Source organism: Solidesulfovibrio carbinoliphilus subsp. oakridgensis (assembly GCF_000177215.2).
GTDB classification, from domain to species: domain Bacteria; phylum Desulfobacterota; class Desulfovibrionia; order Desulfovibrionales; family Desulfovibrionaceae; genus Solidesulfovibrio; species Solidesulfovibrio carbinoliphilus.
The window spans coordinates 2,822,346-2,837,142 of record NZ_CM001368.1; the positions used below are offsets into that span (position 1 = coordinate 2,822,346).

A 14,797-nucleotide genomic window follows, 5' to 3' on the forward strand; every position below is an offset into this window, starting at 1 on the left:
AAACACCCGCCTTGCAATCGGCCGCCCTCCCCTGCACGCTCAGCAGAGCTCGTCGTACGTCAGGCGTTCAGCGTATTCCGCCTGTTTCCCCTTGTTCCACAGCGACACCGGCCGGTAATAGCCGACGATGCGGGTGAAGACTTCCGAGGGCGCGCCGCAGTCCGGGCACTGGTGGTGTTCGCCCTTGATGTAGCCGTGGGTCTTGCAGACCGAAAAGGTCGGCGTGATCGACAGATACGGAATTTTGGTCAGGGTCAGGGCCTTGACGATAAAGGCCTTGAGCGCCTCGGTGTCGGCCACGGCTTCGCCCAGGTAGGTGTGGAAGACCGTGCCGCCGGTATAGAGCGGCTGGAGCTTGTTCTGGTGTTCCAGGGCGTAGAACACGTCGCGCGAGTGCCCGACCGGCAGCGTGGTCGAATTGGTGTAGTACGGCGTGCCGTTGCCCGAGGCCTTGATGTCGGCGTAGAGCGCCTTGTCGATCTTGGCCAGCCGGTAGCTCGTGCCCTCGGCCGGGGTGGCCTCCAGGTTGTAGAGGTTGCCGGTCTCCTCCTGGAAGCGGGCGGTGACGGCGCGCAAATGGTTCAAGGCCCGGGTCATGAGCCGCAGGCCCGCCTCGGTCTCGATGCCCTTGCCAAGGAGGTTCAGGCAGGCCTCATGCCCGCCGACCAGGCCGATGGTCGAAAAATGCCCCCTGAAGCCGTTGGTCAGGTACCGCTTGGTCCACGGGAAAAGCCCCCGCTCCAGGTTGTCGCCGATCATCTTGCGCTTGAATTCCAGGGCGTCCTTGGCCAGTTCCGCGTACTCGGCCAAAAGATCGAGGAAATCCTCCTCGCCCTGGGCCAGGAAGGCCAGCTTCGGCAGATTGAGCGTCACCACCCCGATCGAGCCGGTGAGATCCCCGGCCCCGAAGAGCCCGCCGACCTTGTTGCGCAACTGGCGCAGGTCCATCTGGAGCCGGCAGCACATGGAACGGACGTCCTCGGGCGACAGGTCGGAATTGATGAAGTTCTGGAAGTAGGGGGCCCCGTACTTGGCTGTCAGTTCCAGAAGGAGCGTGCCGATCTCGGTATCCCACGGAAAATCGGGCGTGACGTTGTAGGTCGGAATGGGAAAGGAAAAAATGCGGCCCTGGTGGTCGCCGGCGGCCATGACTTCGAGAAAGGCCTTGTTGATCATGGCCATCTCGGGGCCGAACTCGCCGTAGGTCGCGTCCCGCATCTCCCCGCCGAGGATCACGGCCTCTTTGGCCAGGTGCTTGGGCGGGGCCAGGTCGAAGGTCAGGTTGGTAAAGGGGCTCTGGCCGCCCCAGCGCGAGGTGGTGTTGAGATTAAAGATGAATTTCTGCATGGCCTGCCGGACTTCGCGGGAGGTGAGCCCGTCCTCGCGCACGAAGGGGGCGAGGTAGGTGTCCACGTTGTTAAAGGCCTGGGCCCCGGCCCACTCGTTTTGCAGCGTGCCGAGAAAATTGACCATCTGGCCAAGGGCCGTGTCGAAGTGGCGGGGCGGGCCGGCGCAGGACCGGCCGGGCAGGTTGAAGCCCTCGAGAAGCAAGTCGCGCAGGCTCCAGCCGGCGCAGTAGCCGGCCAGGCCGAACGACAGGTCGTGGAGGTGGAAGTAGCCGTGGTCGTGGGCCTCGCGGACCTCCTGGGGATACTTGCCGAGGGCGTACCGGGCCTGGACCGTGCCCGACAGGTGGAGCATGAGCCCCTGGAAGGAATGGCTCATGTTGGCGTTTTCCGCCACCCGCCAGTCGGTCTTGGCGATGTAGGTGTCGATGACGTCGGCGATGTCGAGGAAGGCGGCCTTTTGTTCGCGAAGCTCCCGGCGCTTTTCGCGGTACACGATGTAGCGCCGGGCCACGCCGAAAAGGCGCGATTCCATGAGCACGAGCTCCACCGCGTCCTGGACGCGCTCCTGTTCGGGGACGTCTTCGTCCTCAAGCTTGCATTCGACCTTGTGGGCCAGTCGCGTGGCCAGGAGCGGGTCCTGGATGCCGCTGGCCTTGAGGGCTTTGAGGATCGCCTGGGCGATGCGCTGGGTGGACCACGTTTCCAGACACCCGTCGCGTTTTCGAATCTGCTTGGGCATGCCGCCTCTCCTCCCCGATGCGCGTGACCGTGTTGCAGGGTTGGACCGTATGCGAGCAACCCGGCGGCAGGGCCTCCCTGATCTCCCTGACGTCGGCCTCGGCCAGTTCGGGAACGAGGGTGGTGCGAAAGGCGAAGCGCCCCGGATGGCGCGCGGCCAGGGCGAAGACCGCCAAAAGGCGCTCTCTCGCCGCCTCCGGGGTCACGGCCCCGCCCGTGGCCGGTCCGTATTTGGCAAACGGCGCCTTGACGTCCACGGCGAAATGCGCGTCCGGATGGCGGACCAGGACTGCGGCCAGGACGTCCGGCCGCATGCCGTTGGAATCAATCCGGACGCGCGGCCCGAAAGCGGCCAGTTCGGCCGCGAAATCGGCCAGTCCGGGGGCGAGCGTGGGTTCGCCGCCGGTGAGGACGATGCCGTCGAGCCATTTGGCGTGGGAGGCCGCGAACCGGCGTACGGACGCGGCGGCGAGGGCCGGCTGGCCCTCGGGTCGCCAGGCCAGGGCGGCGTTGTGGCAGTGGGGGCAGCGCAAGTCGCAGCCGCCGAAAAAAAGCACGGCGCAAATCCGCCCCGGCCAGTCGCAAAGGGACAGGGGCTCGATGCCGCGAACGAGTTCCCAGGCAGGAGAACAACTCATTTTTTTCTTACAATACCAGCATGTTAAAAAGTACGTCAGGCCCAGCCCCGCCCCGGCGGACCGGCAAGGGAACCCGTCGGACACCCCCGAAACCTGAAGCCGTCATACCCCGGCCCCGCCCGATTGCAAGGGGCCGGCTCTCCCTGCCCCGGGGAATCCCGGCAAGGCCGCGCCGGGCCGGGCGATCTTTTTTCGCCTCCCCGGCCAGGCCGTCTGGGCCGGGACCGGGTCACGGGGCTGGTCGAGAAGGATGTCCGCCGGACCGTGACGCACCGCCCGCCTGGATCGCCGGCGAAACGGGCCCCGTGCCCCGGGGGCCCGCCCCCTCGGGCAGGAGCCCGTGGGCGGCCAGGAACGCTTCCGGCGTGCCGGGATAGGTCAGCATCTTGTTGGTGAACACGGATTCGAAGCGGTCCGCGAACCCGCCGTGGCAGCCCTCCCGGTCGAGGATGGCCTCGATCAGGCGGATGAAATCCTGCCGCTGCTCCCGGATCTTGACCAGGGCCCGCAGCCGGACCGTGCGCGGCGGGATGTGGCGGGCGACAAGCTCGGCCACCGCCTCGGCCACGGCCACGGCGTTCGGCTCGACGATGCGGCTGATGTCGGGGTCCAGGAAGTGGTCCCGCCCGCCCTGGCTGATCGTGGACACGACCGGCAGTCCGGCCAGCATGTATTCCGTGGTGGCGTAGTTGCCCCCCTCGACCTGGGATAGGCAAAGGCCCACCCGGGCCGAGTTGTAGGTCCGGCACATGGCCTCGGGGTCGAGGCGGGCGTAGGCGTCGGTGGCGGGGTCATGGTTGCAGCAGACCATGCCGGGCATGGTCTTGCGCAGATGGCGGAGGTAGGCCTGCTGCTTTTGCCGCTCGCCCGGCTCGAAGTAGTAGGCCAGCCCCCAGGACGGAATGCGCCGGGCCAGGGCATGGCGTTTGAAGGGAAGGAGTCGGGCGGTGTAGACGGCGTCCAGGGTCTTGGCCACCCCGGGCAGGGGCCGGAAGATGTTCTCGTCCAGAAAGGCATTGTGGTGGCAGAAATAGTGCGGCAGGCCGATCTGCTCGAGCATGGCGTCCTCTTCCCGGGCGTTGGTCAGGAAGAGGAACTCGTGGCGGGGATACCGGTCGCGCATGAGGGTATAGAAGTGTTTGGCATGGACCAGGAGCTTGCGGTCCAGCAGCGACCACCAGTTGCCCATGAGGAAATAGGCCTTGCGGTCGGCCAGGTAGGGGGAAAGCTGGATGGGCGCGCCCAGGGGCAGGCCGTAGGAGATGATGATGAGCGGATCGCGGCTGATCAGGTGGCAGCGCAGGAATTCCGACACGGAAAGCCTGGAGTCGGGGACGGGTGGGCTGGTCATGGCGGTCTCGCCTCCCAGAGGTGCGGCTCGCGGCGGTGCAGAAATTGCCGCGCCAGGAAGGAAAGCAACAATCAGGCCAGAGGCCGCCCTCCCCGCCCTGGCCGGTCCGGGCCGGCCGGGCGGCCTTTCCGGAAAATCGCCGCCCTCCCCGGCCCGCCGCCCCTGCCGACGTTGCTCCCCGGCCGGGCCTCGGCTACTCTGGCGCCATGAAGCGACCTGGTTTCACCTTTCTGGCCTGCCCGGACCCCGAGATCACCCGGGAGCGCGTGGACCGGCTCCTGGCCGAGTCCGGCCAGCAATTCGTCAAGGAAGTGTTCTGGGGGGACGAGGAGCTTTCTGCCCCCTTCTGGAGCGCGCTGACCGTGGGCAGCCTTTTCGCCGGGCAGCGGGCCGTGGTGGTCCGCCGGGCCGAGGCCTGCCCGGCGGAGTTGTGGCCGAAGCTCACGTCCGCCCTTTCGGGGTTCAACGCCTCGGTGTGGCCTTTTTTCTGCCTGGAAGGCCCCTTTGACCGCAAAGGGCCGAAGATTCCCAAGGCCCTGGCCGACCAGCCCTATTTCAAGGTGGCCGGGAAGCGCAAATGGTTCCTGACCGTGCCGGGGCTCACCCGCCGGGACATGGGGCCGCTGCTGGCCGACTGGGCCGCCCGGCGTCGCCTGGCCTTCGAGCCGGGCGTGGCCGAGGGGCTGGCCGCCGCCCTGCCCCCGGACCTGGCCCGGGCCGACAACGAGCTGGCCAAGCTCGAGCTGGCCCTTGGCGAACGGACCACCATCGAACGCGGCGACCTGGCCGAGGTCAGCTACCACGAGGGCATGGACGGGTTCGAGTTCCTGGACGCCCTGGCCGGCGGCCGGGATCCGGCCTCGGTCTGGCGGGAGATCGGCGGCAAGCAGCTGGCCGGCGAGGAGATGATCTTTCCTTTTCTCGGGCTTCTCCTCTACGAGGCCCGGATCATGTGGCGGATCGCCGCCGGCGAGGCCGGGGACGTGCGTTTGCCGCCGTACGTGCTGCAAAAAAAGCAGGCCCTGGCCCGGCGGCTCGGCGCTTCGGGCCTCACGCGCCTCTTTGAGGCCGCCTTCGCGGCCGAGGCCGGCATCAAATCCGGCACCCGGCGGCCGGATCAGGCCATGGAGTATCTGACAGCCGAACTTTTCCGCCTTTTCGGGGGGAACCAGGGGCAAAGGGGCCGGGGATGACCAGGCCGGCCCGGCGTTTTCCCGCCGTTTTCCCCGCCTTTTCCTGGAAAAACCCCTCCAATTCGCGGGAAAGCCTTGCCCGGATCTGCAATTATGCTTACTAAGAAAGAACCTCCGCACTACCTGGGCCATCGCCGGCGCCTGAAGGACCGGCTTTTGGAAAACCCCCGGGCCTTGGCGGACTATGAAGTGTTGGAGCTTCTCTTGGGCTATGTGATCGTGCGCCGCGACACCAAGCCCCTGGCCAAGGAGCTTCTGGCCCGGTTCGGCAGCCTGCGCGGCACGCTCCTGGCCCGGACCGAGGAGTTGCGCGACGTGCCGGGGTTCGGCCCCGGGGCCGAGGAATTCCTGGCCTTGTGGCGCGAGGCCTGGGCCCGGTTCCATGAGCAGCCGGCCAGGGACCGGATGGTGTGCAACTCCCCGGAGATCGTGGCCGACATGGCCCGGGCCCGGATCGGGGCCAGGGAGCACGAGGAGTTCTGGATGGCCTTGGTCGACACCAAAAACAGGCTCATCGGCTGGGAGCAGGTCAGCAAGGGCACCATCGACCAGGCTGCGGTCTATCCCCGCGAGGTCCTCGGCGTGGCCCTGCGGCACAACGCCAGCGGCATGATCCTCGTGCACAACCACCCAAGCGGCGATCCCCGGCCCTCGGTCCAGGACATCGACTTCACCCGGCGCATCCGAACCGCGGCCCGGGAAATCGACCTGCGGGTCCTTGACCACCTGGTGGTCACGGATGACCGGTTTTTCAGCTTCCAGTCCGAAGGCATGTTGTAACGGCAAGGAGGTCCCCATGACGCCAAGTCTGCATGCGACGGTGTACGGCAAGGTCCAGGGCGTGTACTTTCGGGCCTGGGTCTTCGACCAGGCCAAAAGCCTCGGCCTCACGGGCTGGGTCAGAAACCTCCGGGAAGGCGCGGTGGAAATCCTGGCCCAGGGTCCGGACGAGGCCCTTGCCGCCCTGAAGGAACGCCTGCCCCAGGGCTCGCCCCTGTCCCGGGTGGAGTCGGTCGATGCCCGCCTGACCGACCACGACAAGACCTATACGGAGTTTGAAATCCGGGGCTAGGGCCCGCCCCCGGCCTCCGGTTTTTTTTCGCGCGTCCCGGGCCTTTGCCGCACGGCTCGGCGATCCCGGCCGCGCGTCCTTTCCCTGGTAGCGCACCCAACCGCCCCTCCCCCGGCCTCCGGGGAGCGGATGCGAGAGAGGAGTATGGCAAGCATGGACAACGAGTTCGATCCCAAAAAGACCCCCGAAGACGCCGCCCCGGCCCCCGATGACGCGCCCGGCGGCAGCGAGGCCCCCATGGCCAGCGAAAGCGAGGACAAAAACCAGCCTGACATTCCCCTCGAGCTGCCGGTCCTGGCCGTGCGCGACATCGTGGTCTTCAATTACATGATTCTGCCGCTCTTCGTCGGCCGGGACAAATCCGTCCAGGCCGTGGACGCGGCCATAAACGGCTCCCGCTACATCCTCATCCTGACCCAGAAGGACGAGAAGGTGGACGAGCCGGGCGAGGACGACCTGCACCGGGTCGGCACGGTCGGCATGATCATGCGCATGCTGAAAATGCCCGACGGCCGCCTGAAGGTCCTGGTCCAGGGCCTGACCCGGGCCCGGGTCGAGCATTTCATCTCGTCGGACCCCTTCCACCTGGCCAAGGTGGAGATCATCGGCGAGCGCGAGTCCAAGGAAGTGACCCTGGAACAGGAGGCCATGATGCGGGCCGCCAGGGAACAGAGCGAAAAGATCCTGTCCCTTCGCGGCATGGCTTCGGCCGACATCATGGCTGTTTTAAACAGCGTCAACGAGCCCGGCCGCCTGGCCGATCTGGTGGCCTCCAACCTGCGGATGCGGGTCGAAGAGGCCCAGCGTCTGCTCGAATGCGAGGACCCCATCGAGCGGCTGCGCCTGGTCAACGAACAGCTGGTCAAGGAAGCGGAAGTCGCGACCATGCAGGCCAAGATCCAGAACATGGCCAAGGAAGGCATGGACAAGGCCCAAAAGGACTTCTTCCTGCGCGAGCAGATGAAGGCCATCCGCCGGGAACTCGGCGAGGGCGGCGAGGAATCCGACGAGCTCGAAGAGCTCAAGGAGGCCCTGGACAAGGCCGGCATGCCCAAGGAAGTGAAAAAGGAATCGGACAAGCAGCTCAAACGGCTTGTGTCCATGCACCCCGACTCGTCCGAGGCCGGCGTCATCCGCACCTACCTCGACTGGCTGGTGGACCTGCCCTGGAAAAAGCTGTCCAAGGACCGCCTCGACATCAAGGAAGCCAAGCGGATCCTGGACGAGGACCACTTCGACCTGGAAAAGGTCAAGGAGCGCATCCTCGAATACCTGTCCGTCAGAAAGCTCAATCCCGGCATGAAGGGCCCCATCCTCTGCTTCGTCGGCCCGCCCGGCGTCGGCAAGACCTCCCTTGGCCGGTCCATCGCCCGGGCCCTGGGCCGCAAGTTCGTGCGCATGTCCCTCGGCGGCATGCGGGACGAGGCCGAGATCCGCGGCCACCGGCGGACGTACATCGGGTCCATGCCCGGCCGGGTCATCCAGAGCATCAAGCAGGCCGGCACCAGAAACCCGGTCATCATGCTCGACGAGATCGACAAGGTCGGCTCGGACTTCCGGGGCGACCCGTCCTCGGCCCTCCTTGAGGTCCTCGATCCGGAGCAGAACTTCTCCTTCTCCGACCACTACCTGAACGTGCCCTTCGACCTGTCCAAGGTCATGTTCATCTGCACGGCCAACATCCTGGACACCATCCCGGCCCCGCTCCTGGACCGCATGGAACTGATCCGGCTCCCGGGCTACACCGAGCAGGAAAAGATCAAGATCGCGAGGCGTTACATCCTGCCGCGCCAGATCGAGGAAAACGGCCTGGCCAAAGACGACATGGTCCTCTCCGACCAGGTCCTGGCCCGGATCATCCGCGACTACACCCGCGAGGCCGGGCTTCGAAACCTCGAACGCGAGGTCGGGTCGGTCGCCCGCAAGGTGGCCCGCAAGAAGGCCGAGGGCGAGAAGCCGCCGTTCCGGGTCACGGCCGCGTCCCTGGAAAAGCTTCTCGGACCGGCCTATTTCATGGACGACGAGCGCGAGGCCGAGCTGCCGCCGGGCGTGGCCGTGGGGCTGGCCTGGACGCCGGTCGGCGGGGCCATTCTCCACATCGAGGTGGCCACGCTTCCGGGCAAGGGCGGCCTGCAGCTCACGGGCAAGCTTGGCGACGTCATGAAGGAATCGGCCCAGGCGGCCCTCACCTACGCCAAGTCCCGGGCCAAGGAACTCGGCATCAACCCCGAGATCTTCGAGAAAAACGACATCCACATCCACGTCCCGGCCGGAGCCACGCCCAAGGACGGTCCGTCGGCCGGCGTCACCCTGGTCACGGCGCTCATTTCCGCCCTGACCAACCAGCGGGTCGGCAGCGACGTGGCCATGACCGGCGAGATCACCCTGCGCGGCCGGGTCCTGCCGGTCGGCGGCATCAAGGAAAAGGTGCTGGCCGCCGTGGCCGCCGGCATGAAGCGGATCATCATCCCGGCCCAGAACATGAAGGACCTGCGCGACATCCCCCGCGACCTGCGCGGCCGGGTCAAGGTCTTCCCGGTCGAGCGCATCGACGAGGTCTGGCCGCTGGCCAGCGCCGTGACCCCGGAAAAGGCGGCGGCGGTCGAAAAAAAGATTCCGCCCGTCGAACCCGGCGAAAACGGCGAATCCGGGGAGACCGGGAACGCCTAAAACGGCTCCACCATGACAGATGCAAAAGGCCGGGACGCTGGTTCCGGCCTTTTTTTCGTCCCGGCTCTCCGCAAAGAGGCAATGGCTTTTCAAGCGGGACTATTGTAAGCCTGGACGGCAGGAGGGGTTCTCTCCCCTCCTGTCTGTCTGAGCCGTAACAGCCCTGTATACCAAAACTAATTTTCGCAGCCGCCCCGGGCGGCCGCATCTTTTTCAGACACCGCAAGCGAGGAACCGCCGCCCATGACCACCCTTCCCCTGCCCGTCGATCTGCCCGAGGCCGCCGTCAACGCCAACGCCCAGGTGGTCCTGGCCAAGCGCTATCTCATGAAGGGGCCGGACGGAAGCCCGCTCGAGGACGTGCGCGGGCTTTTCTGGCGCGTGGCCGCGGCCATCGCTGCCGAGGAGGCCAAGTACGGCAACTCCCCCTTCGCCCCCGAGGACCTGGCCCGCAGGTTCTACGACCTGATGGTCGGCATGCGGTTTCTGCCCAACTCCCCCACCCTCATGAACGCCGGCACGCCCCTTGGCCAGTTGGCCGCCTGCTTCGTGCTGCCGGTCGGCGATTCCATGGAGGAGATCTTCGACGCCGTGAAGTTCGCGGCCCTGATCCACAAGTCCGGCGGCGGCACCGGCTTCTCCTTCTCGCGCCTGCGGCCGAAAAAGGCCCGGGTCGGGTCCACGGGCGGCGTGGCCTCGGGACCGGTCTCGTTCATGCGGATTTTCAACACCGCCACCGAACAGGTCAAGCAGGGCGGCACCAGGCGCGGGGCCAACATGGGCATCCTGCGCGTGGATCACCCGGACATCCTGGAATTTATCACCTGCAAGGAACGCGAAAACGAGCTGCAAAATTTCAACATCTCGGTGGCGCTCACCGAACGGTTCATGCAGGCCGTGGAAAAAGGCGAGGACTACGACCTGATCGACCCGCGCGACAAGGCGGTCGTCGGCCGGCAAAGCGCGGCCGACGTCTTCAGCCTCCTCGTCCGCAAGGCCTGGGAATCCGGCGATCCGGGCATCGTCTTCATCGACCGCATCAACCGCGACAACCCCACCCCGGCCCTTGGCGAAATCGAGTCCACCAATCCTTGCGGCGAGCAGCCGCTCCTCCCCTACGAGGCCTGCAACCTCGGTTCCGTCAATCTGGCCGTGTTCCACGACCCGGCCGCGCCGGACGGCATCGATTGGGCGGGGCTCACCGAGACCGTGCACCTGGCCGTGCGCTTTCTCGACAACGTCATCGACGCCTCGCGCTATCCCCTGGACCAGATCACGGACATGGTGCAAGCCAACCGCAAGATCGGCCTGGGGCTCATGGGATTTGCCGACCTGCTCTACCTCCTGCACATCCCCTACGACAGCACCGAGGCCCTGAAACTGGCCGAAAGGATCATGGATACCATCCAAGGCGAGTCCAAGTCCGCCTCCAAGGCCCTGGCCGCCGAACGCGGCCCCTTCCCGGCCTACCCGGACTCCATCTTCGGCAAGCGCAACCTCGGCCCCTACAGGAACGCCACCACCACCACCATCGCCCCCACCGGCACGCTGTCCATCATCGCCGGCTGCTCGTCGGGCATCGAGCCGCTCTTCGCCCTGGCCTTCTCCCGCCATGTCATGGACGGCGAAAAGCTGGTCGAGGCCAACGTCCATTTCGTCAACGCCATGAAGGAAGCCGGCGCCTACTCCGACAGCCTCATGGAGGAGGTCACGCGCAAGGGCTCCATTGCCCACATCGGCATGCTGCCGGACGCACTGCGCGAGGTCTTTGTCACGGCCATGGACATCGAACCGGTCTGGCACCTCAAGATGCAGGCCGCCTTCCAGAAGTACACCGACAACGCCGTGTCCAAGACCGTCAACCTGCCAAACGACGCCACCCAGGACGACATCCGCGAGATCTATCGGCTGGCCTACGAACTGGGCTGCAAGGGCGTCACCGTCTACCGCGACGGCTGCAAGGCCGGCCAGGTCCTGTGCACCGGCGACGGTGCGACGCCCGCCCCGGCCAAGACCCAAAGCAAGGTCCGCATGCGGCCGGATATCGTCCTCGGCTTCACCCAGAAGGTCAAAACGGGCCTCGGCGATCTCTACCTGACCGTCAACGAAATCGACGGCAAGCCCTTCGAGGTCTTTGCCACCATCGGCAAGTCCGGCCGGTCCGTGACCGCCAAGGCCGAGGCCATCGGCCGGCTGGTGTCCCTGGCCCTCCGGGCCGGGGTGGAAGTGTCCTCCATCGTCGGCCAGCTCAAGGGCATCGGCGGCGAGAACCCGGTTTTCCAGAAAAAGGGCCTGCTCCTGTCCATCCCGGACGCCGTGTCCTGGGTGCTCGAAAACCGCTACCTGCAAGGCCGCAAGATCCAGGACGACACCGGCAACCTCGGCCATCCCCAGTGCCCGGACTGCGGCGGCGAACTGGTCTTCGAGGAAGGCTGCCACGCCTGCAAGGCCTGCGGCTACACCAAGTGCGGGTAGTAAAAAGAGGAAGATGCCTCCGGCGGCCAGGAGAGGCTCTGCCTCTCCTGGACCTCTCCGCCGGGGGGCGTCACGCCCCCCGGACCCCCCGAATGGGGGCACGAAACGACAAAGGGCGGTTCTGCCATGGGACCGCCCTTTGTCGTTTCCAGGTCGGGTGGGTCCGGGAGGGGGTGACCCCCTCCCGGCCGCCGGAGGCATCTTCTCTTCTCTCTTCTCCACTTCACCCCGTGTAGCTGGCGTAGTTCTTCCCGACGCGGTCGATGAGCTGCAGATGGCGGAATTCGCCTTTGATCTGCCCGGCTTCGTAGATGCGGTAGGCTTCCTCGACGCATTTTTCGCAGGCGCCGAGGGGCGCTTCCACGCCGAGGCAGAGGGGATTTCGGGTGGATTCGGTTTCGTAGGTCATAACGCCCCGGCAGTGGTCGCACAGGCGGACGGACTCGGTCTGGTACTCGGTGATGGCGTCGGTGTCGTAGTAAAGGGTCTTGCGGCGGGTGAACCAGCCATTCACGAGGTCGCCCTTGCCCGGGCCCTTGGGATGGCGGGCCAGCTTCAGGATGTCGCGGCAGACGTCCTCGATGTAGGCCGTGACCTTGGCCGGCTGGCGGATGGCCTCGGGATCGAAGCCGGGTTCGCGCACGTGGGAGTAGTCGAGGCCGGCCATGGACAGGACCAGGCCGAGGTTGACGTAGGGCAGGGCGCCCTGGATGGCGTAGCCGCCTTCGAGGACGGCGATGTCGGCCTGCAGCAGCTCGGTCAGTTGGGCATAGCCCTGGGCCGAGAAGGCCATGTCCGTGATGGGGTCGGAGAAGTGGTTGTCCTGGCCGGCGGAATTGACGATGAGATCGGGCTTGAAGTCCTCGATCAGCGGCATGACGACCTCGCGCATGGCGAAGAGGAACCCTTCGTCCGAGGTGCCGGGGGGGAGCGGCACGTTGACGGTCGCGCCGAGGGCCTGGGGGCCGCCCTGTTCGGTCGGGTAGCCGGTGCCGGGATAGAGGGTGCGGCCGTCCTGGTGGAGCGAAATGAAAAGGGTGTCCGGGTCGTGCCAGTAGACGTCCTGGGTGCCGTCGCCGTGGTGGCAGTCGGTGTCCACGACGGCGACGCGAAGGGGTCCGAACCGTTCGCGCAGCCATTCGATCATCACGGCTTCGATGTTGATGTTGCAAAAGCCGCGCGCCCCGTGGACCACCTTCATGGCATGGTGGCCGGGCGGCCGGACCAGGGCGAAGGCCTTTTGGGAGTCTTTTTCAAGGACCGCCCGGGCGGCCCGGATGGCCCCGCCGGCCGAAACGAGGTGGGAGGGCGTGGTGACGGCGGCGACTTCGGGGAAGCAGAAGTGGACGCGGGAGACGTCGGCGGCCGTGGCCAGGTCGGGTTTGAGTTCGCGTATGCCCGCGATGTCGAAGACGCCCTCTTCCCGCAACTGGTCCTGGGTGTAGAGGAGGCGCTCCTGGCGTTCCGGGTGGGTCGGGGAGATGGCCCAGTCAAAGGCCGGGAAAAAGACGATGCCAAGGCTCCGGCCGGCTTTCAGCATGACTGGGACACCGCCTTTTTGTAGGCCGAAAGGATGCCCGGCCGGACCTGGCAGGCCACCCGGATGTTGTGGCCGACCTGGACCTGGCCCTCGACCATGGGAAACGAGGAGAGCTCCACGGTCTCGACCGGGGCCTCGCCTGGGTCCGCGCCGGTGGCGGAGAGGTAGTCGCGCAGGCGGGTGGCGGCTTCGCCTTCGGCCGCGGCCGGGCTGAAGTTGCCGGCCACGGACCGGGCCACGCCCAGAGACGGGATGGTCAGCCGGCCGGTGGCCGTGTCCGCGAAAAGCTCCACCGAGAAGGTCGGCCGGGCCAGGGCCGCGCCGATGGCGTTGGCCACGGCAAAGCTCTCGGGCACCACCACCTCTTCGGAAAAGGCGTCCTGCAACAGGGCCGAGAGGGCCAGGGCCGGGCCGCCCATGACGTAGACCCGGGTCGGCTTGACGGTCCTGCCTTCGAGCAGGTCGAAGATGGTGTAGACCGGCCGGTCGTTTATTTCCCGGACAAAGGCCGCCACTTCCGAGCGGATCTGGTTGACGGCGTTTAAAATGGCGGCGTCGGCCACCTCTTCGGGATCGAAGCCGAAGGGCGCGCCGGCGGCGGCGATGCCTTGGTAGGAGGCGCGCGGGTCGCCAAGGGCGATGACGTTTTGGATATTGAGGGCATCGACCAGGGTCGGGACCGGGCCGCCAAGGGCCATGGGCGGCCCCAGGCGGCGCGGGCCGACCCGGACCGATTCGCGGCTGACGGTCAGGGCCGAGTCGCCGCCGACGCCGATGGACCGGGTGCGCAGGGCCCGGACCAGGGTCGGGCGGCCGGCGATGGCGATGCCCTCGTTTTCGATCAGCGGGGCCCCGGCGGCAAAGACCGCGATGTCGGTGGTGGTGCCGCCGATGTCGAGGATGACCGAATCCTCGACGATGTCGCACACGGCAATGATACCCATGACCGAGGCGGCAGGGCCCGACAGGATGGACTGGACCGGCAGCGACCGGGACACGGTAAGCGGCATGGTGCCGCCGTCGGCCTTGAGCACGTTGATGATGCCGGGCGCGAGGCCGAGTTCCGTGACCGACTGTTCCACGGCATCGCAAAACCGGTTGTAGATGCGCCACACCGCACTGTTGCAGTAGGCCGTGGCGATGCGCCGGCCAAAGCCCAGGCGGCCGGAAAAGGCGTGGCCGAGCGACACGCAGTCCGAGCGGCCGGCGAGCAGGGCGGCCAGGGCCATCTCCTGGTCCGGGTGGCGGGTGGAGAATTTGGTGACCGCCGCATGGACCCGGACTCCGGCCTCGTGGCAGGCGGCCACGGCGGCCCGGGCCGCGTCGGCGTCCAGGGGGGCGGTTTCCCGGCCCCGGTGGTCGATGGCCCCGGGCAGGACGAAATAGTGGTCCCCGATCCGGTAGGCCTCGGGGTCGATGCCAGGGCCCCCGGAGACGAGGACGCCGACCGGGTCGGCCGTGCCCTCGATGATGGCGTTGGTGGAAAGGGTGGTGGACAGGTTTAAGCGGGCCACGCCGCCGGGCCCGGCCACGGCCACGATGCTCGAGAGGACCTCGCGGATGGAGGCGAGCAGGTCGTCGTGGTTGGTGCGCAGCTTGGCGCAGGCCACAACGCCGTCCCGGCCGATCAGGACCGCGTCCGTATGGGTGCCGCCGACGTCGATGCCAAGAAGCATTCAAAACCCCTAGCATCATGTACGGCCGGCGTCGAGACGTGGCAGCCGGGGAAGCCTGCGAGACGATCCCGTCCGCGAACCGCACCGCCAGGGCG

10 protein-coding genes are annotated in these 14,797 nt (G+C 66.9%); 5 read left to right on the forward strand and 5 right to left on the reverse strand.

From position 1 onward, the window contains the following. Positions 1-39 precede the first annotated feature (39 nt). The 3 genes from DFW101_RS12310 to DFW101_RS12320 form a co-directional block, all read right to left on the reverse strand. The gene (locus DFW101_RS12310; protein ID WP_232286237.1) at positions 40-2,055 is read right to left on the reverse strand and encodes a ribonucleoside triphosphate reductase; all 2,016 of its coding nucleotides are present in this window, start codon (positions 2,053-2,055) and stop codon (positions 40-42) included. Beyond that, the gene (locus DFW101_RS19090) at positions 1,937-2,725 is read right to left on the reverse strand and encodes a radical SAM protein (protein WP_232286010.1); all 789 of its coding nucleotides are present in this window, start codon (positions 2,723-2,725) and stop codon (positions 1,937-1,939) included. Before DFW101_RS19090 ends, DFW101_RS12310 begins: the two co-directional genes overlap by 119 nt. Positions 2,726-2,954: 229 nt before the next feature. Next, positions 2,955-4,076 carry a glycosyltransferase gene (locus DFW101_RS12320; protein WP_009181855.1) on the reverse strand — a complete coding sequence of 374 codons (1,122 nt, stop codon included), beginning with the start codon at positions 4,074-4,076 and terminating at the stop codon, positions 2,955-2,957. A gap of 206 nt (positions 4,077-4,282) precedes the next feature. Between DFW101_RS12320 and holA the strand changes: the two genes are divergently transcribed. The 5 genes from holA to DFW101_RS12345 all read left to right on the forward strand — a co-directional run bounded on the left by holA (position 4,283) and on the right by DFW101_RS12345 (position 11,486). Continuing rightward, a complete protein-coding gene (gene holA / locus DFW101_RS12325) occupies positions 4,283-5,269 on the forward strand; it encodes a DNA polymerase III subunit delta (protein ID WP_009181856.1) in 987 nt (328 codons plus the stop codon). Positions 5,270-5,362: 93 nt separating this feature from the next. Beyond that, on the forward strand, positions 5,363-6,049 hold the full coding sequence (gene radC, locus DFW101_RS12330) for a RadC family protein (protein WP_009181857.1): 687 nt from the start codon (positions 5,363-5,365) through the stop codon (positions 6,047-6,049). A gap of 16 nt (positions 6,050-6,065) precedes the next feature. Beyond that, a complete protein-coding gene (locus DFW101_RS12335) occupies positions 6,066-6,341 on the forward strand; it encodes an acylphosphatase (protein ID WP_009181858.1) in 276 nt (91 codons plus the stop codon). 153 nt (positions 6,342-6,494) lie between these two features. Then, on the forward strand, positions 6,495-9,011 hold the full coding sequence (gene lon / locus DFW101_RS12340) for an endopeptidase La (RefSeq protein WP_009181859.1): 2,517 nt from the start codon (positions 6,495-6,497) through the stop codon (positions 9,009-9,011). 243 nt (positions 9,012-9,254) lie between these two features. After that, on the forward strand, positions 9,255-11,486 hold the full coding sequence (locus DFW101_RS12345; RefSeq protein ID WP_009181860.1) for a vitamin B12-dependent ribonucleotide reductase: 2,232 nt from the start codon (positions 9,255-9,257) through the stop codon (positions 11,484-11,486). Between the two features lie 223 nt (positions 11,487-11,709). Here DFW101_RS12345 and DFW101_RS12350 read toward each other — a convergent pair whose 3' ends face one another. Further along, complete coding sequence (locus DFW101_RS12350) at positions 11,710-13,026, reverse strand: histone deacetylase family protein (protein WP_009181861.1); 1,317 nt, start codon at positions 13,024-13,026, stop codon at positions 11,710-11,712. Further along, positions 13,020-14,702, reverse strand: coding sequence for a hydantoinase/oxoprolinase family protein (locus tag DFW101_RS12355; protein ID WP_009181862.1), 1,683 nt, complete (start codon positions 14,700-14,702; stop codon positions 13,020-13,022). The genes DFW101_RS12350 and DFW101_RS12355 overlap by 7 nt, the downstream gene beginning before the upstream one ends. Positions 14,703-14,797: the final 95 nt, after the last annotated feature.